21 protein-coding genes are annotated in these 23,324 nt (G+C 60.7%); 12 read left to right on the plus strand and 9 right to left on the minus strand.

The features are described 5' to 3' along the window. The first annotated feature begins 236 nt into the window (after positions 1-236). Complete coding sequence (locus tag ACQZ5K_RS15740; RefSeq protein ID WP_003522925.1) at positions 237-440, plus strand: DUF1059 domain-containing protein; 204 nt, start codon at positions 237-239, stop codon at positions 438-440. Between the two features lie 235 nt (positions 441-675). On the opposite strand, the gene ACQZ5K_RS15745 is transcribed toward ACQZ5K_RS15740, so the two are convergent. From ACQZ5K_RS15745 to cysQ, 4 genes are all read right to left on the minus strand, one after another. Then, the gene (locus tag ACQZ5K_RS15745; RefSeq protein WP_003522924.1) at positions 676-957 is read right to left on the minus strand and encodes a GNAT family N-acetyltransferase; all 282 of its coding nucleotides are present in this window, start codon (positions 955-957) and stop codon (positions 676-678) included. Positions 958-1,181: 224 nt separating this feature from the next. Continuing rightward, positions 1,182-1,457: a CtrA inhibitor SciP gene (gene sciP, locus ACQZ5K_RS15750; RefSeq protein ID WP_003491799.1), complete on the minus strand. Its 276-nt coding sequence runs from the start codon at positions 1,455-1,457 to the stop codon at positions 1,182-1,184. 191 nt (positions 1,458-1,648) lie between these two features. Beyond that, the gene (locus ACQZ5K_RS15755; protein WP_448740787.1) at positions 1,649-2,689 is read right to left on the minus strand and encodes a DUF2793 domain-containing protein; all 1,041 of its coding nucleotides are present in this window, start codon (positions 2,687-2,689) and stop codon (positions 1,649-1,651) included. A 370-nt stretch (positions 2,690-3,059) separates the two neighbouring features. Next, the gene (gene cysQ, locus ACQZ5K_RS15760) at positions 3,060-3,848 is read right to left on the minus strand and encodes a 3'(2'),5'-bisphosphate nucleotidase CysQ (protein WP_448740788.1); all 789 of its coding nucleotides are present in this window, start codon (positions 3,846-3,848) and stop codon (positions 3,060-3,062) included. A 334-nt stretch (positions 3,849-4,182) separates the two neighbouring features. Between cysQ and ACQZ5K_RS15765 the strand changes: the two genes are divergently transcribed. The 7 genes from ACQZ5K_RS15765 (at position 4,183) to ACQZ5K_RS15795 (ending at position 10,708) form a co-directional block, all read left to right on the plus strand. Further along, entirely contained in the window at positions 4,183-5,085 is a 903-nt protein-coding gene (locus ACQZ5K_RS15765; RefSeq protein ID WP_004430050.1) for a branched-chain amino acid ABC transporter permease, read from the plus strand. 49 nt (positions 5,086-5,134) lie between these two features. Continuing rightward, positions 5,135-6,487, plus strand: coding sequence for a high-affinity branched-chain amino acid ABC transporter permease LivM (gene livM / locus ACQZ5K_RS15770; RefSeq protein ID WP_371259707.1), 1,353 nt, complete (start codon positions 5,135-5,137; stop codon positions 6,485-6,487). Then, positions 6,487-7,365 carry an ABC transporter ATP-binding protein gene (locus ACQZ5K_RS15775; RefSeq protein ID WP_003522919.1) on the plus strand — a complete coding sequence of 293 codons (879 nt, stop codon included), beginning with the start codon at positions 6,487-6,489 and terminating at the stop codon, positions 7,363-7,365. The genes livM and ACQZ5K_RS15775 overlap by 1 nt, the downstream gene beginning before the upstream one ends. After that, entirely contained in the window at positions 7,365-8,093 is a 729-nt protein-coding gene (locus ACQZ5K_RS15780; RefSeq protein WP_125145471.1) for an ABC transporter ATP-binding protein, read from the plus strand. Before ACQZ5K_RS15775 ends, ACQZ5K_RS15780 begins: the two co-directional genes overlap by 1 nt. A 182-nt stretch (positions 8,094-8,275) precedes the next feature. Continuing rightward, on the plus strand, positions 8,276-8,629 hold the full coding sequence (locus ACQZ5K_RS15785) for a DUF6867 family protein (RefSeq protein WP_003522917.1): 354 nt from the start codon (positions 8,276-8,278) through the stop codon (positions 8,627-8,629). 119 nt (positions 8,630-8,748) lie between these two features. After that, on the plus strand, positions 8,749-9,867 hold the full coding sequence (locus ACQZ5K_RS15790; RefSeq protein ID WP_004430064.1) for a branched-chain amino acid ABC transporter substrate-binding protein: 1,119 nt from the start codon (positions 8,749-8,751) through the stop codon (positions 9,865-9,867). A gap of 124 nt (positions 9,868-9,991) precedes the next feature. Continuing rightward, positions 9,992-10,708: a polysaccharide deacetylase family protein gene (locus ACQZ5K_RS15795; protein WP_003522914.1), complete on the plus strand. Its 717-nt coding sequence runs from the start codon at positions 9,992-9,994 to the stop codon at positions 10,706-10,708. 25 nt (positions 10,709-10,733) lie between these two features. On the opposite strand, the gene ACQZ5K_RS15800 is transcribed toward ACQZ5K_RS15795, so the two are convergent. The 5 genes from ACQZ5K_RS15800 to ACQZ5K_RS15820 form a co-directional block, all read right to left on the minus strand. Next, entirely contained in the window at positions 10,734-11,258 is a 525-nt protein-coding gene (locus ACQZ5K_RS15800) for an AAA family ATPase (RefSeq protein ID WP_448740789.1), read from the minus strand. A 280-nt stretch (positions 11,259-11,538) separates the two neighbouring features. Then, positions 11,539-12,468 (minus strand): response regulator, encoded by a 930-nt coding sequence (locus tag ACQZ5K_RS15805; protein WP_065656763.1) that lies wholly within the window; start codon positions 12,466-12,468, stop codon positions 11,539-11,541. Then, positions 12,465-15,860 carry a hybrid sensor histidine kinase/response regulator gene (locus tag ACQZ5K_RS15810; RefSeq protein WP_448740790.1) on the minus strand — a complete coding sequence of 1,132 codons (3,396 nt, stop codon included), beginning with the start codon at positions 15,858-15,860 and terminating at the stop codon, positions 12,465-12,467. Before ACQZ5K_RS15810 ends, ACQZ5K_RS15805 begins: the two co-directional genes overlap by 4 nt. Before the next feature lie 31 nt (positions 15,861-15,891). Beyond that, positions 15,892-16,662, minus strand: coding sequence for an SDR family oxidoreductase (locus ACQZ5K_RS15815; RefSeq protein WP_448740791.1), 771 nt, complete (start codon positions 16,660-16,662; stop codon positions 15,892-15,894). A 218-nt stretch (positions 16,663-16,880) separates the two neighbouring features. After that, complete coding sequence (locus ACQZ5K_RS15820) at positions 16,881-17,915, minus strand: glutamine synthetase beta-grasp domain-containing protein (protein WP_035260390.1); 1,035 nt, start codon at positions 17,913-17,915, stop codon at positions 16,881-16,883. Between the two features lie 480 nt (positions 17,916-18,395). Here ACQZ5K_RS15820 and ACQZ5K_RS15825 point away from each other — a divergent pair, with 480 nt between their 5' ends. The 4 genes from ACQZ5K_RS15825 to urtC all read left to right on the plus strand — a co-directional run bounded on the left by ACQZ5K_RS15825 (position 18,396) and on the right by urtC (position 23,318). Next, positions 18,396-18,602, plus strand: coding sequence for a DUF2735 domain-containing protein (locus ACQZ5K_RS15825; protein ID WP_003520619.1), 207 nt, complete (start codon positions 18,396-18,398; stop codon positions 18,600-18,602). Positions 18,603-18,958: 356 nt separating this feature from the next. Further along, positions 18,959-20,248, plus strand: a complete 1,290-nt coding sequence (gene urtA, locus ACQZ5K_RS15830) for an urea ABC transporter substrate-binding protein (protein ID WP_020808758.1) — start codon at positions 18,959-18,961, stop codon at positions 20,246-20,248. A gap of 284 nt (positions 20,249-20,532) precedes the next feature. Next, positions 20,533-22,146 (plus strand): urea ABC transporter permease subunit UrtB, encoded by a 1,614-nt coding sequence (urtB, locus tag ACQZ5K_RS15835; RefSeq protein WP_448740792.1) that lies wholly within the window; start codon positions 20,533-20,535, stop codon positions 22,144-22,146. Further along, complete coding sequence (gene urtC, locus ACQZ5K_RS15840; protein WP_448740793.1) at positions 22,143-23,318, plus strand: urea ABC transporter permease subunit UrtC; 1,176 nt, start codon at positions 22,143-22,145, stop codon at positions 23,316-23,318. The genes urtB and urtC overlap by 4 nt, the downstream gene beginning before the upstream one ends. Positions 23,319-23,324 lie beyond the last annotated feature (6 nt).

Raw genomic sequence — 23,324 nt, forward strand, 5'->3', positions numbered from 1 at the left:
GATCAGGAGGCGGCTTTCAATGACGGGACGCCATGCATTTTTTCGAAAGGCCGCTCCTTAAGGGCGGCCTTTTGTTTTGCCGTGTTGCCGATGTTTCCCGCCGGGACGGTCAGGCCTGATTTCGATTGTCCGGAGGTGGGGAAAGGCGTATTTTACGGAGGTTCCGACCGTGAGCCGGAGGCTTTTACGCGCACGCGCCCCGTGCGGGTGCGGGCGGCACTTGCAGGGAGGAAAAAATGGCCCGCCAATATATCGATTGCCGCGAATTCCCCAGTGACAGCAGATGCACCGTCGCCATCTCCGCCGATTCTCCGGAGGAACTTATGGAAGCGGCCGTGCAACACGCCGTGGCCGTGCATGGGGCAAAGGATACGCTCGAATTCCGTGAAGAAGTCCGCCGGAGCATGCATGCCGGGACGCCGCCGTTGAAGGTGGCGTGATTGCTGGCACACCCGAATATCTCCGCCGTCGTGCCGGTCCCCGGAACAAGCCCGAGGATGATCCGGCATCCAGTCGGCGCGCGTCTGCGCGACGAGAAGAGTCTTTTCAGCTCAATGACTTGAGCTTGCTGGACCCCGGCTCAAGGCCGGGGTGACGGCGTGTGGATGCTCCGTTTTGGCCAAAACATCCGTCGATACGTAGATAACTGACATAACCCTCGTTATGTCTGCCCATTTACCCCTGAATAACATCCGCCCATTCGGCATGGCGCAACGTCTGGGCCTTGAAGAACGGGCAGAGCGGAATGATTTTCCAGCCGCCCTTGCGGGCTTCATCGATCGCATGGGCGGCGAGCGCCTGGCCGACGCCTTTGCCGCGCAGCGCATCGGGCACGCCGGTATGATCGATGATGATGAGGGAAGGGGAGGTGCGCGAATAGGTCATCTCCGCCTTGTGGCCGTCGATGGTCGCTGAATATTCGCCGTGCGATCCGGTTTCGGTTGTCTTGATGTCCATGATGAGCGCCTTCCGCATTGCTGTTCGTTGTCGTCACTGTACCGGCTTCAGCCTGAATTGAAACAGCGGGATAGCGAACGCAGCGGACACAAACCGGCGACAATCGCCGGCTCTGTGGGGCAGTTCTCAGGGAAAATCCGAAATCAAACCGAAAACCCCGTCGATAATCCGGCGGGGCGTTCTGGAAACTCGGTCTGGGCGCGTTTTCGCGCCGGCGCACTGTTTTAGTGGCGATATTGCTGAATACGCGTGGTGCGCAGGCCGGCAAGGCCATGATCGGCAATCGAGGACTGCCAGGACAGGAATTCTTCAACGGTGAGCGTATAACGCTCGCAGGCTTCCTCGAGGCTCAACAGTCCACCGCGTACCGCTGCAACCACCTCCGCCTTTCTGCGAATGACCCAGCGACGGGTATTGGCAGGCGGAAGATCCGCGATCGTCAGAGGGCTGCCATCGGGGCCGATGACATATTTAACTCGTGGGCGTATCATTTCGGTCATTGGACACTCTATACAAACTCAAGACCATATGACGGGAACTCTATCCCGGTACCTTTAAAAATTGCCTAAGCAGCTCTAGACAATTTATTAAGAATTTGAACGGTTTCGCCTGATTTGTTCGAGTCGCCTTATTTTGCCGGGAAAAAATTTTTCCAAAAATCGCAATTTTTCTCTCTCATCGGTTGTTTCCGTCAGAGTGCCGCAAGCGAAAGGCACGTTTTCCCGCTGCCCTGGGTAAATTCCGCCGTTCCCTCATGCTGCAGCCGCAGGCGGTCGCCGGCATCGAGGGAAAGGATGGAGGTTACAGACTGCGATGTGCCTGATGTCGATGCATTGCCGGCGATGCCGAAGCTGGCCGCCGCGCCATCGATGAAAAGCGTCACCCGGTGGCCGGAAGAGGAGACCACGGCGAGCGTCAGGGCCGCCAGATAAGGGCCCTTTGCCGGCACCACGAGTTCACGTCCGCCACCGCTTACCGCATCGCCGAGCGCAAAGCCGCCATCGGCGATGGAGAGCAGGGAAAAACCTGCCGCCGCGCCATTGGCGGATTTCGTCGTGCCCGCCGGCAGGCCGGCAACGGCGAGCGGGCGGTTCGGCATCGAGACCCGGCCATCGCCGCTGCACAGAAGTGCGGTGTGCCATGAGGCGCCATCCTTGCTGGTCTTGATCGAAAACCCGTCAGTGCCGGCGAGTCCCATTTCCGCCCGGCCGCTCCAGCCGGACTGGAACAGCAGCGAGGCGGTATCGCCCTTGCCCGCCTTGTTGATCGTCATGCGGTGGCTGCCACCTTCTTCGGTATGGGTGAAGAGGCTGGCGGGGGAGGTGAGCGCCAGCCGGTTGGTGGCGTCGGCCTCTGTGCCGATGCCCAGCCTTTCCAGCCGCCCGGCGGCCGGCAGCGGCATGTCGCGCCAGTTGCCATCGTGCAGGATGCGATATCTGCTCTCGGCCGTAAACCACGCCGTCCAGCCCGGCTGCGGCGCGATCGAGAGCCAGGCGCCATCCTGCCGGAAGGCGAGCCTTCCGGCTTTGCCGGCCCAGTCGCCCGTGGCATCGGCGGAGAGGAGGAAACAATCGCCTTCCGCTGCGTTATCGGGCGGCGCGGCGACGATGGCCTTGATGACCAGTTGCACGATCGCATCCAGCCTTTGCAGGGCTTCATTATGGGTGACGTGTTTCTGGGCCTGCGAGGGGAGGATATAGGGAAGCCGAAGTCTCGCCGTCTGTTCCGTCATGATGTGCCTTCCGCGCTGTGGGGTTTCGTTGCGGGGCCATTGTGGGGTGGTGGCGTGGGGTGGGGATGAGCGGGGAAGAAATTTGTCCGCGTTGATCGGTATGAGGATGTTTTTGGGGGCTTCGGCGTATGCGGCTTACCCCCCTCTGCCCTGCCGGGCATCTCCCCCTCAAGGGGGGAGATCGACTCGTGGATAGGTCTCGCCTATCACGACGTTGCAAATGAAGCGGTGGTAGCGCCCCCTGCCGATCTCCCCCTTTGAGGGGGAGATGCCCGGCAGGGCAGAGGGGGGTAAGCTGCATACTCCGAAGCTCACCAAAGCAGAAATCCGATCCACCCGTTGCAGTAGCCGCAGAAGACGGAAAGCGGCGTTACCCCGCGTGTTCCACCGCCATCGCCCCTTCGGCAATGAAATCCGGATTGGCCAGCGCATCCTCGCCATCGCCCCTCACCGCATATGCAAGCGGCCTGCCCTCGCAATCGAGCGTCCTGCCGCCCGCAGCGCGCAGCACGGCGTCGCCGGCGGCCGTGTCCCACATCATGGTGCGGCTGAAGCGGGGGTAGATATCGGCGGCGCCCTCCGCCAGCATGCAGAATTTTAGAGAGGAGCCGACGGAGATGCAGTCCTTCAGGCCGTGTTCGGCTACGAAAGCTTCCGTTTTCGCCGTGCAATGCGAGCGGCTGATCAACGCCACGGGGGAGGCGCCGCGCTGGCGCGCCCGGATGGGGTGGCGCGAAAGGATGACGCCTTCGCCTGAAATGGCGAGCTTTTCGGCGGCATTGTCCTTGCCCGTCCATGCCTGCCCGCGACAGGGGGCGTAAACCACGCCGGCGACCGGAACGCCGTTGCGGATGAGCGCGATGTTGACGGTGAAATCGTCCTTGCCGGAAATGAATTCCTTGGTGCCATCCAGCGGATCGACGAGGAAGAATTCCGCACCGGTTTCCGGCAGGATGCCGCTCGATACCGCCTCTTCGGCAACCACGGGAATATCGGGAAAATGGGCGGCCAGCGCCGCAAGAATGATCGCTTCGGCGCGCTGATCGGCCTCGGTCACCGGCGAGCAGTCGTCCTTATACGACACATGCGGGCCGGCACGGTGGACCGCCATGATGGCCTGCCCGGCGTCCAGCGCCGCTTTCGTCAATATGTCGATCATCTCTTTGCCAATTGATCCCGTCTGCGGGATATCGCCGTTCCGATCTTCGCTACTCCTTTGCCCGCTGCCCGTCAAATAATGGCGTCGGACAATGCTGAAATAAGCATCCAGCCGTCATTTTTTCAGCACTTCCTGCCAAAATCATGGCTCTTTTGACCGGGAAAGCGGCAGTCCATGTGGAAATTCCAAATTTTGTGCAGGATCGCCCGTTTTTGACTTCACATTTTTAACGAACACGATATGCATTTTGGGGGTGGGGGCCTGCCTGCAAGGGCGCTCCTATAATTAACATAACGAGGCGTGGCCCATTCGAGGTCGTGCCCGGGGGAAAGACATGGAGTATTTTATCCAGCAGCTCATCAACGGGCTGACTCTTGGATCGATCTACGGCCTCATCGCTATCGGCTATACGATGGTTTACGGCATCATCGGCATGATCAACTTCGCCCATGGCGATATTTTCATGCTCGGCGGCTTTGCCGCGCTGATCGTTTTCCTGATCGTGACATCCTTTGTCGCCGGCATTCCGGTGGCGCTTCTTCTGCTTCTGATGATGGTCGTCGCCATGCTGATGACCGGCCTGTGGAACTGGGTGATCGAACGCGTCGCTTACCGGCCGCTCAGAGGTTCGTTCCGTCTTGCACCGCTGATCACGGCCATCGGCATGTCGATCGCGCTGTCCAACTTCATCCAGGTGACGCAGGGTCCGCGTAACAAGCCGATCCCGTCGATGGTGACGGAAAGCTATCATTTCGGCGCCATTACCGTGTCGCTGAAGCAGCTGATCATTATGGTCGTCACCTCGGTGCTGCTCTTCGCCTTCTGGTATATCGTCAACAAGACCCCGCTCGGCCGGGCGCAGCGCGCCACCGAACAGGATCGCAAGATGGCGGCACTGCTCGGCGTCGATGTCGACAAGACGATCTCCATCACCTTCATCATGGGTGCGGCGCTCGCCGCTGTCGCGGGCACCATGTATCTCATGTATTACGGCGTTGCCTCCTTCAGCGATGGCTTCATTCCCGGCGTCAAGGCGTTTACGGCGGCCGTTCTCGGCGGCATCGGCTCGCTTCCGGGCGCTGTTCTCGGCGGTCTGCTGATCGGCCTCATCGAATCGCTGTGGTCGGCCTATTTCTCCATCGCCTACAAGGATGTCGCGGCATTCGGCATCCTGGCTTTCGTGCTGATCTTCAAGCCGACCGGTATTCTCGGTCGTCCGGAAGTCGAGAAGGTGTGATCCCATGACCAATATCGCTTCCGACAACGCTGCTTCCAGCCCGAGCCTGATGGCGGCGGCTGTGAAGGAGGGCCTGATTGCGGGCCTCATCTCGTTCGGCATGTTCATTCTTTATGTCGGCATCGTCACCTATCAGGATATCAACAACCAGCTGATCTGGGGCACCCGCTGGGGGCTTCTGGCGGTCTTCGTCGGCATTGCCGCTGTCGGCCGCTTTCTCGTCGTCGGCTTCATCAAGCCGTCGCTGGATCGTCGCAAGCTGGCCAAGGCCAAGAGCGGCGTGCTGGAGATTTCCGAAGAGAAGGGCTTTTTCCACAAGCACTTCCTGAAGCTGGCGCTGGTCCTGCTGCTGCTTTATCCCGTTATCGCCGTGCAATTGTTCGGCTTTCAGGGTTCGCTGAAATTCGTCGACAATTTCGGCATCCAGATCCTGATCTATGTGATGCTGGCCTGGGGTCTCAACATCGTCGTCGGTCTCGCCGGCCTGCTCGATCTCGGTTACGTGGCCTTTTATGCGGTCGGCGCCTATTCCTATGCGCTGCTCTCCAGCCATTTCGGCCTGTCCTTCTGGGTGCTCCTGCCGGTCGCCGGCATTCTCGCTGGCTTCTGGGGCATCATCCTCGGTTTCCCGGTTCTTCGTCTTCGCGGCGACTATCTGGCAATCGTGACGCTCGCCTTCGGCGAAATCATCCGCCTCGTGCTTTTGAACTGGACGGATGTGACCAAGGGCACCTTCGGTATTTCGGGCATCGCCAAGGCGTCCGTCTTCGGCATCTGGTCCTTCGATGTCGGCGCGTCGAACAATTTCGCCAAGGCCTTCGGCCTGTCGATGTCATCGGCCTATTACAAGATCTTCCTGTTCTATGTGATCCTGCTGCTTTGCATGCTGACGGCCTATGTGACCATCCGCCTGCGCCGCATGCCAATCGGCCGTGCCTGGGAAGCGCTGCGCGAGGACGAGATCGCCTGCCGTTCGCTCGGCATCGATACGGTCATCACCAAGCTCACCGCTTTTGCCACGGGCGCAATGTTCGGCGGTTTCGCCGGCTCCTTCTTCGCCGCGCGTCAGGGTTTCGTGTCGCCGGAAAGCTTCGTGTTCCTCGAATCCGCCGTCATTCTCGCCATCGTCGTTCTCGGCGGCATGGGCTCGCTGACGGGTATCGCCATTGCGGCGCTGGTCATGGTCGGCGGCACCGAGCTCCTGCGTGAAATGGAGTTCCTGAAGCACGTCTTCGGGCCCGACTTCACGCCTGAACTTTACCGTATGCTGCTCTTCGGCCTTGCCATGGTCATCGTCATGCTGTTCAAGCCGCGCGGTTTCGTCGGCTCGCGTGAACCCACGGCCTTCCTCAAGGAACGCAAGGCCGTCTCCGGCAGCTTTACCAAGGAAGGTCACGGTTGATGGCTTCCGGAACGGCAACAATGACACCCAATACGACTGGCGATACGATCCTCAAGGTCGAACATCTCTCGATGCGTTTCGGCGGCCTGATGGCCATCAACGACTTCTCCTTCGAGGCGAAGCGCGGCGAGATCACGGCGCTGATCGGCCCCAACGGTGCGGGCAAGACCACGGTCTTCAACTGCATCACCGGCTTCTACAAGCCGACCATGGGCATGATCACCATGCGCCAGCAAAGCGGCGAGGCGCATCTTCTCGAGCGCCTGCCGGATTTCGAAATCACCAAGAAGGCCAAGGTGGCGCGCACCTTCCAGAACATCCGCCTGTTTTCGGGCCTCACCGTTCTGGAAAACCTGCTGGTGGCGCAGCACAATGCGCTGATGAAGGCCTCGGGTTACACGATCCTCGGCCTCCTCGGCCTGCCCGCTTACCGGCGGGCGGTGGATGCCTCTATCGAAAAGGCCAAGTACTGGCTGGAAAAGGCCGATCTGATCGACCGCGCCGACGACCCGGCCGGCGACCTTCCCTATGGTGCGCAGCGCCGTCTGGAAATCGCCCGCGCCATGTGCACGGGGCCGGAGCTTCTGTGCCTCGACGAGCCGGCCGCCGGCCTCAACCCGAAGGAATCGCTGGCGCTCAACGCGCTCCTGCGCGGCATTCGCGATGAGGGCACGTCGCTGCTCCTCATCGAGCACGACATGTCCGTGGTGATGCAGATTTCCGACCATGTGGTGGTTCTGGAATATGGCCAGAAGATTTCCGACGGCACGCCAGACCATGTGAAGAACGACCCGAAGGTCATCGCCGCCTATCTGGGTGTCGAGGATGATGAAGTGGAAGACGTGATTGCGGAAGAACTCGACGGAGGAGCGGCCTGATGTCCGGTGAACCGCTTCTGAAAGTCCAGGGTGTCGAAACCTATTATGGCAATATCCGCGCTCTGGCCGGTGTCGATGTCGAGGTCAAAAAGGGTGAGATCGTCAGTCTGATCGGCGCCAACGGCGCCGGCAAGTCGACGCTGATGATGACCATCTGCGGCAGCCCGCAGGCGCGCGCCGGCCAGGTGATCTTCGACGGCGAGGACATTACCCAGCTGCCGACCCATCTGATCGCCCGCAAACGCATTGCCCAGTCGCCCGAAGGCCGCCGGATTTTCCCGCGCATGACGGTGCTGGAAAACCTGCAGATGGGCGCCAATCTCGATAACCTGAAATATTTCAAGGAAGACGTCGAGAAGATCTTCGTGATGTTCCCGCGCCTGAAGGAGCGCCAGAGCCAGCGCGGTGGCACGCTTTCCGGCGGCGAGCAGCAGATGCTTTCCATCGGCCGTGCGCTGATGGCACGGCCGAAGCTCCTGCTGCTGGACGAGCCGTCGCTCGGTCTCGCACCCTTGATCGTCAAGGGCATTTTCGAGGCGATCAAGAAACTCAACCAGGAAGAGGGGCTGACCGTCTTCCTCGTGGAGCAGAACGCCTTTGCCGCGCTCAAGCTTTCCGACCGCGCCTATGTGATGGTCAACGGCAAGGTGACGATGAGCGGTTCGGGCAGGGAACTGCTCGCCGATCCGCAGGTGCGCGCCGCCTATCTCGAAGGCGGACGGCACTGAAAGATTTTACTTGCGCCGGAAATTTTGCGGCGCAAGACTGCAAACGGCGGCCTGTCGTCCTTTCGGCCAAACCTTAAGGAACCATGGCGGGGTGCAAACAATAAAATGCCCGGCGGGAAAACGACGGGACGACAGACAAGGCAGGGTCAGGGCGTTTCAGCCCGGCACTGATGGGGAAAGAGATGCAGGGCCTTTTTTTCGAAACGGATAACGGCGTGCGGTATGTTCTGCGCGCGCTGGTTGTTCTTCTGGGTTTCTGGACGGCATGGCGCACGGGCAAGTCCGTGGCCGATGGCTGGGGCGGTTATACGCGGGTGGTGATCTATACGCTCGCTCTGGGTGTGGTGATGCGGTTTCTGCATCACGCGCTGTTCAACGGGCCGTTCATCAACGGCTTCTATTACGTGTTTGACGTCGTTCTTCTTCTGGTTTTTTCCAGCGTCGGTTTCCGCACGCGCCGGACGAGCCAGATGGTCAATAACTACTATTGGCTTTACGACCGGACATCGGCATTTTCCTACAAGAAGAAAGATTGACAGGCGGATTTTTCCGGCTGCACAATGCTCGTCAGAGTGGAACAGTTTCCTGTTCAGTGAAGGTGGGTACTGAACAGGTCCTTGCAATCAACCCATCCAAAGGAACTGGGAGTAAAGTAATGAAGAAGTCTCTTCTTTCCGCTGTTGCGCTGACCGCCATGGTCGCGTTTGGCGGTTCGGCCTGGGCCGATGTCGTGATCGCTGTCGGCGCACCGCTGACCGGCCCGAACGCTGCTTTCGGCGCTCAGATCCAGAAGGGTGCCGAACAGGCCGCGAAAGACATCAATGCCGCCGGCGGCATCAATGGCGAGCAGATCAAGATCGTGCTGGGCGACGACGTATCCGACCCCAAGCAGGGTATTTCGGTTGCCAACAAGTTCGTCGCTGACGGCGTGAAATTCGTTGTCGGTCACTTCAACTCCGGCGTTTCCATTCCGGCTTCTGAAGTTTACGCCGAAAACGGCATTCTCGAAATCACACCCGCCGCAACCAACCCGGTCTTCACCGAGCGCGGCCTGTGGAACACGTTCCGTACCTGCGGCCGTGACGACCAGCAGGGCGGCATTGCCGGCAAGTACCTGGCCGATCATTTCAAGGACGCCAAGGTCGCCATCATTCACGACAAGACGCCTTACGGTCAGGGCCTTGCCGATGAAACCAAGAAGGCTGCCAATGCCGCTGGCGTGACGGAAGTCATGTATGAAGGCGTCAACGTCGGCGACAAGGACTTCTCCGCGCTGATCTCCAAGATGAAGGAAGCCGGCGTTTCCATCATCTACTGGGGCGGCCTGCACACCGAAGCCGGCCTCATCATCCGTCAGGCGGCTGACCAGGGTCTGAAGGCCAAGCTCGTTTCGGGCGACGGTATCGTCTCGAACGAACTTGCTTCCATCGCCGGCGACGCCGTCGAAGGCACGCTCAACACCTTCGGCCCCGATCCGACGCTGCGCCCGGAAAACAAGGAACTGGTAGAGAAGTTCAAGGCCGCCGGCTTCAACCCGGAAGCCTACACGCTCTACTCCTATGCCGCGATGCAGGCGATTGCCGGTGCGGCGAAGGCCGCCGGTTCCGTGGAGCCGGAAAAGGTTGCCGAGGCCCTGAAGTCCGGCACCTTCCCGACTGCACTCGGTGACATCTCCTTCGACGAGAAGGGCGACCCGAAGCTTCCCGGCTACGTCATGTACGAATGGAAGAAGGGTCCGGACGGCAAGTTCACCTACATCCAGCAGGGCAGCTAAGCCCTTCTGCGACACCCTATCGAAGCCCGGCAGCGATGCCGGGCTTTTTGTTTGCGGTCTCGGCCATACTAGGGACAACAAGGCAGGAAACTAATCCTCTCGGAAACTGCAATGAGGGATGGCAATGACGACAAAGCGAGCCGTGTCGCTCTTCCTTGTTCTCGCCGTGCTGGCGACGGCGCTTGTCGGCCTGCATTTCTTCAGCAAATCCCGGACGACGCAATTATTCGGCGGCATCATCGCAAGGGTCGAAACAGCGAGGCCGATGGTAGCGCTGACTTTCGACGACGGGCCGTCGGTGCGTTTCACCCCTGATGTCCTGGCGATCCTGAGGGAGCGCGGGGTAAAAGCGACTTTCTTTTTGACCGGTCGGGAGGCTGAAGAAAATCTGCCGCAGGCGCGCATGATCGTCAGCGACGGGCATCAGGTCGGCAACCATAGTTACACGCATTCCAACATGATGCTGATGGGGCCGGCGCGGATCGGGCAAGAGATCGAGCGCACCGATGCGGCCATTCGGGCTGCTGGTTATGAAGGCGAGATCATGTTCCGTCCGCCCTATGGCAAGAAGCTGCTCACCTTGCCCTGGTATCTTTCCCGGCATGACCGGAAAACCATCATGTGGGATGTCGAGCCGGAATCCTTTCCCGATGTCGCCGAGGATGCGGGCGCCTTCGCCAGGCACGTGATCGAGCAAACCGGAAACGGCTCCATAATCATCATGCACGTCATGTATCGAAGCCGCGAGATATCCCGGCAGGCTTTGCCCTTGATCATCGACGGTCTGCGTCAACGCGGGTTTGAGTTTGTCACCGTCTCGCAATTGCTCGAAAACCGCTGAAGCCCCATTCTCCTGCCAGAGCGCTTCAGTCGATCCGGGTAAGAATAAAGTCCGCACGTTCCTCTATGCCGGATTTCGGAAGCACGGAAATATCGTAGCCAAGTTCGTCATAGTCGCGGAGCAAACGCTCATATTCCTCGACCGCCGCATCGAAGCCATGCTTGCGCTCGCTGTCGCCCCTGTAGATTTCCGGCCATGGCGGGGTGAGGAAGACCAGACGATTATAGCGGTGTGCAGCCACCAGCGTCTCGATGAAGGCATCGCCATTTATATGGCGAAGCGCTGAGGCGGCATCGATCAGGCCGCGATCGAAGAAGACCGGGCCTTCCGGTGGGGCTTTTTGCCGGTCTTCGAGCGCCATGGCGATGGCGCGGCGGGCAAAGGCTTCGATGTCGATCCACGGCAGGGCCGTGCCGCCATTGCGGGTTTCTTCGATGACGATGCGGCGGCCGGGTTCTTCCACGGTGGCGAAACCGCGTCGGGCAAGCTCGGCGAGAAGCGTGGATTTTCCGCCGCCGGAGCAGCCGGAAAGGATGATGAAACGGTCCATTGGATTTCTATCCTGTGACAGGGTTCAGGTGGTTCGAACGGTGATTTTTGGGTGGGGGTTGCCACTTGTTTCTTCTCCCCGAGGGGGAGAAGGTGGCCCGGAGGGTCGGATGAGGGGGCAACGTTGCCGGATTTCGGAGAGCTTGCCCCCTCATCCCGCTGCCGCGGACTTCTCCCCCTCGGGGAGAAGAAACAAGGGGCCGCCGCTCCACCAATGAGCGGACGCTGCGCTCAAGCAGAAAATATATGCTGGACGAACCTTAGCATATTAACGGCTGTCGTCACCCCTGATGCAATATATGCGCTGCCTTCACAGCCGCCGATGCCCGGTTTTCCACCCCGAGCTTCACATAGATCTGCTCCAGATGCTTGTTCACGGTTCTCGCGGAAAGGCCGAGGATATCGCCGATATCGCGGTTGGATTTGCCCTTCGCGATCCACAGCAGCACTTCCGATTCCCGGGCGGTGAGGGAAAAATGTTCGCGCAGCAGGTGGTCGCCGGATTTTTCATTGGCGGCGGTGAGGCGGAAGAGGAATTCATCCGGCCCCATGGCGCCGAGGAAGGACAGTTGCAGGGCGGGCCGCCCGGCCTCGGTGATCGTCAGCGGCACGTCGCGGCCGGTTTCCGCCGCCGCCCGTTCTGCGAGCCAGCGGCCGATATGGCTGGTGACGATTTCCATGCCGTCGTCGCGGCCGGTGGCGGCGTTGACGAGGCGCGTCGCCTGCGGTGTCGACCAGTGGATGGCGCCGTTGGCGCGCACGGCAAGCAGGTGGCGGCCGGCGGCATCGAGCGCGACGCGGGCGCTTTGCGCCGAACGGGCATTGGAAAGGTGCACGCGGATGCGGGCGCGCAGCTCGTCTATATTGATCGGCTTGGTCAGATAATCGACGCCGCCGGATTCGAGCGCCCGCACCACATGTTCTGTTTCCGTCAGTCCGGTCATGAAGATGACGGGCACCTGCGCCACCGCCGCATTGGCCTTCAGGCGGCGGCAGGTCTCGAAACCGTCCATGGCCGGCATGACGGCGTCGAGCAGGATGATATCGGGCGTGATGCGTTCGGCAATGTTGAGCGCGGCCTGGCCGGAGGTGGCGATGAGGGCGGAAAAGCCTGACTGTTCCAGCGCGTCGGTGAGGAACCCCAGTGCTTCCGGGCTGTCATCCACCAGCAATACGATGTCTCTCGGGGCTGCCGCCGCCTGACCGCTCATGCCTTGCCGTCTCCCGTGTCACTATCCGCAAACCGTTTGAGAAAATGCGCGTAACCGGCCAGATCGAAGGCCTGCACATAGGTGCCGAGCTCCTGCGTGAAGGGCAGGTTTTCCGTGTTGCGGGCAAGATCGGCGAGTTTCGCCTCGATGCCGCGTATGTAGCCTATTTCGCCGAGCCGCTGCAAATCCTGAATGTGGATTGCACCGGGATGGACGACCTGCGCCACGGGCGGCGGCGATGGCGAGGGCGGCATATCCGCCTCGTAGATCCATTTCAGGCCGAGATGCACGGCAAGCCTGTCGCAGAGATGGCGGATATCGACAGGCTTGGCGATGGCGTCATTGTGGTTGTCTTCTCCAGCACCCGCCACTGTCCCGTCGCCGATATTGGCCGAGAGCATGATGAGCGGGGCAGTCTGGCCGGCTTCACGCAGTTTCGTCACAAGCTGCCAGCCGGTCATGCCGGGCATGGAAATATCGATGAGGAAGAGGTCGGGCTTCACGCCTTCGATGAGCGTCAGGCATTCCGGCCCGCTTTGAGCCGTCAGCACCACGAAATCGAGCGGCGAGAGCACCTGCCGCATCAACTCGCGATGATCCTCATTGTCGTCAACCACGACGATGGTGCGGCGCGGCCCGGAATAGGAACGGATGGTCTTTTCCGCCGCCGGCGCCGTGCTTGGCCGGTGCACGGCAGACAGCATGAGGCGCACGCGGAAGGTGGAGCCTTCATCCTTTGCGCTGGAAACGGAAATTTCGCCGCCGAGCGTATTGGTGAGGAGCCTTGTGATGGTGAGGCCAAGGCCGAGGCCCGGCATGGGGCGCACGCTGTCTGCCTCGCCGCGCTGGAAGGGCTCGTAGATGCGGGCGAGGTCTTTTTCGGCAATGCCGCGGCCAGTATCGGCGACCGTGAAACTCGCCACCTGGCTGCGATAACCGACATCGAAGGTGACGGCGCCCTCATCGGTGAATTTGATGGCGTTGGAGATGAGGTTGACGAGGATCTGGCGCAGCCGCTTTTCATCGGTGCGGACATATTGCGGCAGGGCGCGGGAGCGGTCATGGCGGAATTCCAGCCCCTTGGCCTGCGCCTGCGGCCGGAACATGTCGACGATCTGGTCGAGGAAATCCTGAATATTGATCTCGTTGGAATAGACCTGAAGCCGCCCGGCCTCGATCTTGGAAATATCGAGAAGCCCGTCGATCAGGCCGGACAGGTGATCGGCCGAGCGGCGGATGACCTTGATCGCCGATTGCCGGGGCGGGGGAATGGTGTCGTCGCGTTCGAGGATCTGGGCATACCCCAGAACGGCATTGAGCGGCGTGCGCAATTCATGGCTGAGGCCCACCACATACCGGCTCTTGGCGCGGTTGGCGGCCTCGGCCGTTTCCTTGGCGTCCTGAAGGGCGGCGTCGGTCTTCTTGTGGGCGGCGATTTCCTTCAGCAGCAATGTGTTCTGGCGGGAGGATTCCTCTTCCGCGACCACCCGGCTGTCATGGGCGAGCACGAGGAACCAGCAGACGATGCCGGCGATGACGGCGAAGACGAAAAACACGATGAGGATGGTGCGGTTCACCACATCTGCCGTTTCCGGCGAGGCGGTGCCGACCTGATGGGCGATCATCGCGAGAATGCCGCCGATGGCGGTGACGGCAATGGCCGCCGCCATGCCGTAGCGTCCGAGCCGGGTGGCGAGTTTCGCCACCAGCTGATCCGGCAGGAAGGATTTCGCGACTGTGGCGACCTGATAGTTGAGCTTCGCCTTCGGCTTGCACATGTCGTGGCAGCGGCTGTCCAGCGAGCAGCAGAGCGAACAGATCGGCGCGGCATAGGCCGGGCACCAGGCCATGTCTTCCGGCTCGAAAGGGTGTTCGCAGATGGAGCAGGTGATGCTGCTCTCCTCACGCCATTTCTGGCGCGGTTTGCGGGCGAGATAAAATTTGCCCTTCGTGCCCCAGGCAATCAGCGGCGAGGCGATGAAGGCGACGATCAGGGTCAGATAGGGCGCGAGCGATGCGGCGAGCGGGCCGAAGGCGCCGAAATGCGCCATCAGCGCGATGGTGGCCGAAAGCGCCATGGAGCCGACGCCGACCGGGTTGATGTCGTAAAGATGGGCGCGCTTGAATTCGATGCCGGGCGGAGCAAGGCCGAGCGGCTTGTTGATGAAGAGATCGGCGGAGATGGTGCAGAGCCACGCCATGGCGATGATGGAGAAGATGCCGAGCGTTTCTTCCAGCAGCCGGTAAATGCCGAGCTCCATCAGAAGCAGCGCGATCGCGACGTTGAAGACCAGCCAGACGACGCGGCCGGGATGGCTGTGGGTGAGACGCGAGAAGAAGTTCGACCAGGCGAGCGAACCCGCATAGGCGTTCATGACGTTGATCTTCAGCTGCGAGACGACGACGAAGGCGACCATCAGCAGCATGGCTGCGGTTTCGTTGGGGATCATGTAACCGAAGGCGGTGAGATACATCTGCGCCGGATCGGCGGCGCGATCCACCGAGACACCGGAGCTGAAGGTGAGCACCACGAGGAAGGAGCCGGCGAGCAGCTTCGGCACGCCGACGACGACCCAGCCCGAGCCCGCCAGGAAAACCGCAATGCGATGGCGCAGGCGGCTTTGCCCCTCGGCCGGCAGGAAGCGCAGGAAATCCACCTGTTCGCCGATCTGCGACATCAGCGCCAGAATGACGGCCGAGGCCGCGCCGAATTCCACGAGGTTGAAATCCGCCATCGTGCCGGGCGGGCCGGAGGCGTGGTGAATACCGGCAAAGGCACGCCAGAGATCGTATTTCTCCCAGTCCATCAGGGCGATGAAGACGAAGGGCAGGATGTTCAGCACGATCCAGAAGGGCTGGGTGACGATCTGGAAACGGCTGATGAGCCGCACGCCATGGGTGACGAGCGGAATGACCATGACGGCCGAGATGATGTAGCCGATCCACAGCGGAATGCCGAGCGCCAGTTCCAGCGCGCCGGACATGATCGACGCTTCGATGGCGAAGAGCATGAAGGTGAAGGCGGCATAGATCAGCGAGGTGATGGTGGAGCCGATATAACCGAAGCTCGCGCCGCGCGTCAAAAGATCGATATCGACCCCGTGACGGATGGCATAACGGCTAATCGGCAGGCCGACGGCGAGCATGGCGATGGCGGCGACGAGGATGGCGTAAAAGGCGTTGGTGGTGCCGTAGGAGAGCGTGATAGCGCCGCCGATGGCTTCCAGCGCCAGAAAGGAAATCGCGCCGATGGCGGTGTGGGAAATGCGGTTGGAGGAAAATTGCCGGGCGCTTTTGGCGGTGAAGCGCAGCGCATAATCTTCCAGCGTCTGGTTGGCGACCCAGCGGTTATATTCGCGCCTGACGGGGATGATGCGTTGCCGTGCGGCCATGCCTATCTAGCGCCTTTCCGCAACGGGCCTCTCACAGCCGCACCGACATGCCGCCATCCACCGTCAGCACATGGCCGTTGACGAAGGAGGCCGCGTCGCTGGCCAGAAACAGGGCAGCACCGGCGATCTCATCCGGCCGGCCCCAGCGCTCCAGCGGCACCCGCAGCTTGGCGAAGGCCACCATGTCAGGATTTTCGGCAAGGGCGGCATTGGTTTCGGTGGCGAACATGCCGGGCGCGATGGCGTTGCTGGTAATGCCACGCGCGCCATATTCCACGGCAATCGCCCGCATCAGCCCGGTCAGCCCCTGTTTGGCGACGGGATAGATCGCATCCCCCGGCCGGACGATATGGCCGAGAATGGAGGTGATGGTGATGATGCGGCCGTAACCATTGGTGTTCATGGCCTCCGCCGCATCCCGCGACAGCGAGATGGAGGAGGTGAGATCGGTGCGGATCAGTTCCAGCACGTCCTCGTCACTGAATTCGGCAAGCGGGCGGCGGTCGCGCGCGCCGACATTGTTGACGAGGATATCGAGATGGCCGAACTCGTCCATGATACGGCGAACAAGGGCGCTGCCGGCAGCCGTATTGGCAATATCGAAGGCGGCGTAATCGGCCTTGCCGCCAGCCTTGCGCAACGTGTCGACCGCCTGTTCCAGCGTTTCGGCGCTGCGGCCGGTCAGCCAAACATGCGCGCCCGCTTCGGCAAAGGCGCGGGCAATTTCAAAACCGAGGCCGCGGCCGCTGCCGGTGATGATGGCCGTGCGGTTTTCGAGAGAGAATTTCTGGAGAATGCCCATCGCTCACCTTCTTGCTTTAGAGCGTCGGACCGAAAACGACGGTGCGGTTTTCGGAAAATCCGAGGCTGTTGGTCAAAGCCACGCCGCTTGTTTGAGCTTGCGTATGGGAAGACTATGCCGTGTGCGGCGCTCGGCGAAAGGTCGCCTGACCGGCCCGGCCGTTCGGTGGACAGAAAAATGGCGTCGCCCGGTTGCGGGCGACGCCATGTCTTGGCTTATCAGGCAGCAGCCGACTTTGCGAGCGGCACTTCTGCAATCGTCTTCAGAACGACGGAAGCGATCTGGTAAGGGCAGCCCTGCGAGTTCGGACGACGGTCTTCAAGGTAACCCTTGTAACCGTTGTTGACGAAGGAATGCGGAACGCGGATCGACGCGCCACGGTCGGCAACGCCGTAGGAGAACTTGTTCCACGGAGCGGTTTCGTGCTTGCCGGTCAGGCGCAGGTGGTTGTCCGGACCGTAAACGTCGATGTGCTCTTTCCAGTTCTTGGCGAAAGCGGCCATGAGGGCTTCGAAATATTCCTTGCCGCCAACTTCGCGCATGAACTTGGTGGAGAAGTTGCAGTGCATGCCCGAACCGTTCCAGTCGGTGTCGCCGAGCGGCTTGCAATGGAATTCGACGTCGATGCCGTACTGTTCGCAAAGACGCAGCAGCAGGTAACGGGCGATCCAGATCTGGTCGGCGGCGCGCTTGGAGCCCTTGCCGAATACCTGGAATTCCCACTGGCCCTTGGCCACTTCGGCGTTGATGCCTTCGTGGTTGATGCCGGCTTCGAGGCAGAGGTCGAGGTGCTCTTCAACGATTTCGCGGGCAACCGAACCGACGTTCTTGAAGCCGACGCCGGTGTAATAAGGACCCTGCGGAGCCGGGTAACCCTGTTCCGGGAAGCCGAGCGGGCGGCCGTCCTGGTAGAAGAAATATTCCTGTTCGAAGCCGAACCATGCGTCCTCGTCGTCGAGGATGGTTGCGCGGCTGTTCGAAGCATGCGGGGTGACGCCATCGGGCATCATGACTTCGCACATGACGAGTGCACCGTTGGAGCGGGCCGGGTCGGGATAGATCGCGACGGGCTTCAGCACGCAATCCGACGAGTGGCCTTCGGCCTGCTGCGTGGACGAGCCGTCAAAGCCCCAAAGCGGCAGCTGCTCGAGTGTGGGGAATTCGTCGAATTCCTTGATCTGGGTCTTGCCGCGCAGGTTGGGGACCGGCTTGTATCCGTCCAGCCAGATGTACTCGAGTTTGAACTTAGTCATTACGAACCTCTCATAGGTAACAATGCGAAGCCTTGAGGCCTCCCGTGGCTTTGGCCACCGAAGCACATTCGCGTTCAAGGGCTGACCCCTTAGATGCATGCCGCGTGCCAGATTGGCGATATCAGGCGATTTTTTCGAAAAATCTTTCAGGCCCCCTGCAACGCAGGAGCCTGGATATCGCGCGCGGACGGTTCTGCTGCACTGCGGCAGGCAAATTCACCCCTCATGTTTCATCATTGAATCCTGATAGATAGCCGGCGTCTCCCGGCGGAATGCCCTGCTGCGGTGCAATGATTTCGGTTGCGCGCGAGGGATTGGCATTTGCCCCAAAAACCGGCGCTTTCGGAATGGTTTTTCTTGTAGATGAGACGATTAATGCCTATATTTTTCGCAAGGTGATTTTTTTTTAATCAAACGGAGCGAATCTGGCCTTTGCGGGTTAGCTCCAGACATAAAGTGCTTCGATGCAAACAAAGTGAGATGATCGAAATGGCAACTGGCATTCATCGCGAGACGGCAACGATCTATCAATTCCCGGTCGGCGGGCGTGCGGGTCTTTCCAAGTTCCGCAACAGCAGCCTCAGCGACCTCGAGCGTCAGGCGCAGGAGCCGCATATCGATTTCGGTTCGTGGTATCACGACGATGCGATCCGCGACGAAGAGCGGAACGATAAGCCGCATTCCTGATGGTCGCATTCCTGATGTGAGACCGTGCCGTGCATTTCTTCTCCCCGCCGGGGAGAAGGTGGCCCGAAGGGTCGGATGAGGGGGCAACCCCTCCGTATATCGCGGCGCTCGCCCTCTCATCCCGCTGCTGCGGACTTCTCCCCGGCGGGGAGAAGAAACAAGCTGAGGCCTCCTGCTTCACAGACAAGCACCTTCAGGTTCAGCTTATTCCCAACCCCTCATGCATCTTTCGCCACCCCGCCTACGTCAATTGACGTATACGGTTTCGCGTCTGCGAGATCGATAGTCCCTCCAGCAGCGGCCGCAGATGCCGCTGAGCCTCCACGAGAGGCCAAACAAGGAGAGGGGTTCTTCCGATGACATTCCGCAAGACGCTTAGTGCCGCGCTGCTTGGCGCGATCCTGTCCACCACCGCCTTCCACGGCGCTTTTGCCGCTGACGACACCATCAAGGTTGGCGTGCTGCATTCGCTGTCCGGTACAATGGCGATTTCAGAAACGACGCTGAAGGACGCCATGCTGATGCTCATCGACGAGCAGAACAAGAAGGGTGGCGTGCTCGGCAAGAAACTCGAAGCCGTGGTGGTCGATCCGGCTTCCGACTGGCCGCTTTTCGCTGAAAAGGCCCGTCAGCTGATTTCGCAGGACAAGGTCGCCGCCGTTTTCGGCTGCTGGACGTCTTCCTCGCGCAAGTCGGTTCTGCCGGTCTTCGAGGAGCTGAATTCGATCCTGTTCTATCCGGTTCAGTATGAGGGTGAAGAATCCTCGCGCAACATCTTCTACACGGGTGCGGCGCCGAACCAGCAGGCCATTCCGGCCGTCGATTATCTCGCCAATACCGAAGGTGTGGAGCGCTGGGTTCTGGCCGGCACGGACTATGTCTATCCGCAGACCACAAACAAGATCCTGAAGGCCTACCTGATGTCGAAGGGCGTCAAGGAAGAGGACATCATGATCAACTACACGCCGTTCGGTCATTCCGACTGGCAGACGATCGTGTCCGACATCAAGAAGTTCGGCTCGGCCGGCAAGAAGACCGCCGTGGTTTCTACCATTAACGGCGATGCCAACGTGCCTTTCTACAAGGAACTGGCGAACCAGGGCATCAAGGCTGAAGACATTCCCGTCGTTGCCTTCTCGGTCGGTGAAGAAGAGCTTGCCGGTCTCGATACCGCACCATTGGTCGGCCACCTTGCCGCCTGGAACTACTTCCAGTCCGTCGATGCGCCGGTCAATGCCGAATTCATCAAGACCTGGCATGCCTTTACCAAGAACGACAAGCGCGTGACCAACGACCCGATGGAAGCCGCCTATATCGGCTTCAACGCCTGGGTAAAGGCCGTGGAATCCGCCGGCACGACGGATACGGACAAGGTTCTGGACAGCATCATCGGCGTTTCCGTGCCGAACCTTTCGGGCGGCTACTCCACCGTCATGCCGAACCACCACATCACCAAACCGGTGCTGATCGGCGAAATCCAGGCCGATGGCCAGTTCGAAATCGTACAGCAGACGCCGCAGGTCGTGGGTGACGAGTGGTCGGATTATCTGCCGGATTCGAAGGATCTGATCTCGGACTGGAGGAAGCCGATGTCTTGCGGCAACTTCAATGTGGCCAGTGGGAAGTGCGGCGGCAAGGGTAGCTGATTAGCGAGGTGGGTGCCGCTCCCTTTGTTTGGGGGCGGTTTTCTCATTGGAAACTGAACAAGCATGCCCCCCTTTGCCCTGCCGGGCATCTCCCCCACAGGTGGGGAGATCGACTCGAGGCAAGGTTTCGCCCTTCTCATTGGTTGAGATGGAGCGACGCAGGCGTGCCTTGCCGATCTCCCCCCTTGTGGGGGAGATGCCAGGCAGGGCAGAGGGGGGTGAGCGGCATATTCAAGTGGCATTACCCACAAACGCCCTGTCGTAAAACGCCCAAGGAACCCGACATGACGATCCGATCTTTTCTCGGAGCCATCTTCCTCTGGCTCACCCTGGGGATCGCAGCCCAATCCTTCGCGCAAAGCGAGCCGAAGGCGCTGATCGACCAGCTCGGCACGGCGGATTTCAAGCAGGCCGAAGTGCTGATCGGGCAGATCGCCGCCACGGGCGATGCGCGTGTCGTGCCGGCGCTCGAGGCTTTTGCGGCGGGCGATCTTTATGTGCGCAAGGCCGACAATCTGGTTTTCATGGCGAAACCGGCAGGTTCCAATTTTACGCTGATCGACCCGCTGACGGGCGAAAGTGCGGGTGAAGCGCCGAAGGCGGCTGTCAGCAAGATCAAGGTCAACAATAATCTGCGCCGCGTCATCCGCGCTGCACTCGGCGGTCTGACCCTGCTCAGCCCGGAAAAATCCGTGCGGCTTTCCGCGGCAGACGCCGTTCTGAAAGCGCCAAGCGCGGAAAATCTCGAATTGCTGGAAGCGGCCATCGCCAAGGAGACCGATACTGAGGTGCGGACCCGGATGGAGGAGGCGCGGGCTGTCTCGCTGCTCTCCTCCGAACGGTCGCTGGAACAGAAGAGGCAAGCAATCGCCACCATCAAGAGCCTTGGCGGGCGCGATGCCATCGGCATTCTGATGGCGGCTTCCTCGTCGGTGGATCAGAGCCTGAAACCGGATATCGACAGCGCCATATCGAGCATCGAAAGCTCCCTTGCCTTCTGGGACTATGCGCAGAATGTCTGGTACGGCCTGTCGCTCGGTTCCGTGCTTTTGCTCGCCGCCATCGGCCTTGCCATCACCTTCGGCGTCATGGGCATCATCAACATGGCGCATGGCGAGATGGTGATGATCGGCGCCTACTCCACCTTCATGGTGCAGGAGGTGATCCGCACGCATTTCCCCGGCCTGTTCGACTGGTCGCTCGCCATCGCTCTGCCCGCCGCCTTTCTTGTGACGGCCTTCGTCGGCCTCGTGATGGAGCGCGGCGTCATCCGCTTTCTTTACGGGCGGCCGCTGGAAACGCTTCTCGCCACCTGGGGCATCTCGCTCATCCTGCAACAGGGCGTGCGCTCCATCTTTGGCCCCACCAACCGGGAAGTCGGCAGCCCGAGCTGGATGTCCGGCTCCTTCAGCGTCGGTTATCTCAATTTCACCTGGAACCGGGTGTGGATCGTCTGTTTTTCACTGTCGGTGTTCTTCGCGCTGCTGGTTCTCCTGAAGCGCTCCGCCTTCGGGTTGCAGATGCGCGCCGTGACGCAGAACCGCCGCATGGCCTCTTCCATGGGCATTCGCACGCCGTGGGTTGATGCCTTCACCTTCGCGCTTGGTTCCGGCGTTGCCGGTCTTGCCGGCGTGGCGCTGTCGCAGATCGACAATGTCTCGCCCAATCTCGGCCAGAGCTACATCATCGACAGTTTCATGGTGGTGGTGTTCGGCGGCGTCGGCAATCTCTGGGGAACGCTGGTCGGCGCGTTGTCTCTCGGTGTGCTCAACAAGTTCCTCGAGCCGACGGTCGGTGCCGTGCTCGGCAAGATCCTCGTGCTCGTTCTCATCATCCTGTTCATCCAGAAGCGGCCGCGCGGTCTCTTCGCACTCAAGGGAAGGGCGATCGAAGCATGATTACCGGCTTCCTCCTGCGCGCGCTCGACCGCCGCATCTCCATCGCCATCGGCATCATTCTGGCCATCGCCGTTCTGGTGCCGGCCTCCAACCTGCTTTTGCCGGCCGACAGCGCCTTCCGCATCCCGACCTATATCATGTCGATGCTCGGCAAATATCTCGCCTATGCGCTGCTGGCGCTGGCGCTCGATCTCGTCTGGGGTTATTGCGGCATTCTCTCGCTTGGCCACGCCGCCTTCTTTGCGCTCGGCGGTTATGCCATGGGCATGTATTTGATGCGGCAGATCGGCACGCGCGGGGTTTATGGCCATCCGGTGCTGCCTGACTTCATGGTCTTCCTCAACTGGAAGGAACTGCCGTGGTTCTGGCATGGCTTCGACATGTTCTGGTTTGCGGCGCTGATGGTGCTTGTCGTGCCGGGGCTGCTCGCCTTCGTGTTCGGCTGGTTCGCCTTCCGCTCGCGTGTCAACGGCGTTTATCTCTCCATCATCACCCAGGCCATGACCTATGCGCTGCTGCTTGCCTTCTTCCGCAACGACATGGGTTTCGGCGGCAATAATGGCCTTACCGATTTCAAGGATATTCTCGGCTTTTCCGTGCAGGCGGATGGCACCCGCGCCGTGCTGTTTGCCATGACGGCGGTGATGCTGGCGCTTTCTCTGCTGATCGCGTCGGGCATCGTCAATTCCAAATTCGGCAAGGTGCTGGTGGGCGTGCGCGATGCCGAAAGCCGGGTTCGTTTCCTCGGTTTCCGGGTGGAAAACATCAAGCTTTTCACCTTCGTCGTCTCGGCCATGATGGCGGGCATTGCCGGCGCCTTGTTCGTGCCGCAGGTGGGCATCATCAATCCCGGCGAATTCTCGCCCGCCAACTCCATCGAAGTGGTGGTGTGGACGGCGGTGGGCGGGCGTGGCACGCTGATCGGGCCGATCATCGGGGCGCTGCTGGTCAATGGCGGAAAAAGCTATTTCACCGGCGCTTTCCCCGAATTCTGGTTGTTTGCGCTGGGCGGGCTGTTCATCGCAGTGACGCTGTTCTTCCCCAAGGGCATCGTCGGAACGCTGCAACACTATCTGGCCCGGCGGCGCGAAAAGCGGGTCGCGCTTGCGGCAGGCGACGTCCCGCAGGGCAATGACAGCGGCTCGACAGTGGCGCAACAGGCGGCGGAGTGAGGCGGA

Source organism: Agrobacterium sp. 22-226-1 (assembly GCF_053522345.1).

What these genes read in the sequence shown, in the direction of transcription:
- ACQZ5K_RS15740 (WP_003522925.1), top strand. Translation starts at nt 237, where the DNA reads ATGGCCCGCCAATATATCGATTGCCGCGAATTCCCCAGTGACAGCAGA.
- ACQZ5K_RS15745 (WP_003522924.1), bottom strand. Translation starts at nt 957, where the DNA reads ATGGACATCAAGACAACCGAAACCGGATCGCACGGCGAATATTCAGCG.
- sciP (WP_003491799.1), bottom strand. Translation starts at nt 1,457, where the DNA reads ATGACCGAAATGATACGCCCACGAGTTAAATATGTCATCGGCCCCGAT.
- ACQZ5K_RS15755 (WP_448740787.1), bottom strand. Translation starts at nt 2,689, where the DNA reads ATGACGGAACAGACGGCGAGACTTCGGCTTCCCTATATCCTCCCCTCG.
- cysQ (WP_448740788.1), bottom strand. Translation starts at nt 3,848, where the DNA reads ATGATCGACATATTGACGAAAGCGGCGCTGGACGCCGGGCAGGCCATC.
- ACQZ5K_RS15765 (WP_004430050.1), top strand. Translation starts at nt 4,183, where the DNA reads ATGGAGTATTTTATCCAGCAGCTCATCAACGGGCTGACTCTTGGATCG.
- livM (WP_371259707.1), top strand. Translation starts at nt 5,135, where the DNA reads ATGGCGGCGGCTGTGAAGGAGGGCCTGATTGCGGGCCTCATCTCGTTC.
- ACQZ5K_RS15775 (WP_003522919.1), top strand. Translation starts at nt 6,487, where the DNA reads ATGGCTTCCGGAACGGCAACAATGACACCCAATACGACTGGCGATACG.
- ACQZ5K_RS15780 (WP_125145471.1), top strand. Translation starts at nt 7,365, where the DNA reads ATGTCCGGTGAACCGCTTCTGAAAGTCCAGGGTGTCGAAACCTATTAT.
- ACQZ5K_RS15785 (WP_003522917.1), top strand. Translation starts at nt 8,276, where the DNA reads ATGCAGGGCCTTTTTTTCGAAACGGATAACGGCGTGCGGTATGTTCTG.
- ACQZ5K_RS15790 (WP_004430064.1), top strand. Translation starts at nt 8,749, where the DNA reads ATGAAGAAGTCTCTTCTTTCCGCTGTTGCGCTGACCGCCATGGTCGCG.
- ACQZ5K_RS15795 (WP_003522914.1), top strand. Translation starts at nt 9,992, where the DNA reads ATGACGACAAAGCGAGCCGTGTCGCTCTTCCTTGTTCTCGCCGTGCTG.
- ACQZ5K_RS15800 (WP_448740789.1), bottom strand. Translation starts at nt 11,258, where the DNA reads ATGGACCGTTTCATCATCCTTTCCGGCTGCTCCGGCGGCGGAAAATCC.
- ACQZ5K_RS15805 (WP_065656763.1), bottom strand. Translation starts at nt 12,468, where the DNA reads ATGAGCGGTCAGGCGGCGGCAGCCCCGAGAGACATCGTATTGCTGGTG.
- ACQZ5K_RS15810 (WP_448740790.1), bottom strand. Translation starts at nt 15,860, where the DNA reads ATGGCCGCACGGCAACGCATCATCCCCGTCAGGCGCGAATATAACCGC.
- ACQZ5K_RS15815 (WP_448740791.1), bottom strand. Translation starts at nt 16,662, where the DNA reads ATGGGCATTCTCCAGAAATTCTCTCTCGAAAACCGCACGGCCATCATC.
- ACQZ5K_RS15820 (WP_035260390.1), bottom strand. Translation starts at nt 17,915, where the DNA reads ATGACTAAGTTCAAACTCGAGTACATCTGGCTGGACGGATACAAGCCG.
- ACQZ5K_RS15825 (WP_003520619.1), top strand. Translation starts at nt 18,396, where the DNA reads ATGATCGAAATGGCAACTGGCATTCATCGCGAGACGGCAACGATCTAT.
- urtA (WP_020808758.1), top strand. Translation starts at nt 18,959, where the DNA reads ATGACATTCCGCAAGACGCTTAGTGCCGCGCTGCTTGGCGCGATCCTG.
- urtB (WP_448740792.1), top strand. Translation starts at nt 20,533, where the DNA reads ATGACGATCCGATCTTTTCTCGGAGCCATCTTCCTCTGGCTCACCCTG.
- urtC (WP_448740793.1), top strand. Translation starts at nt 22,143, where the DNA reads ATGATTACCGGCTTCCTCCTGCGCGCGCTCGACCGCCGCATCTCCATC.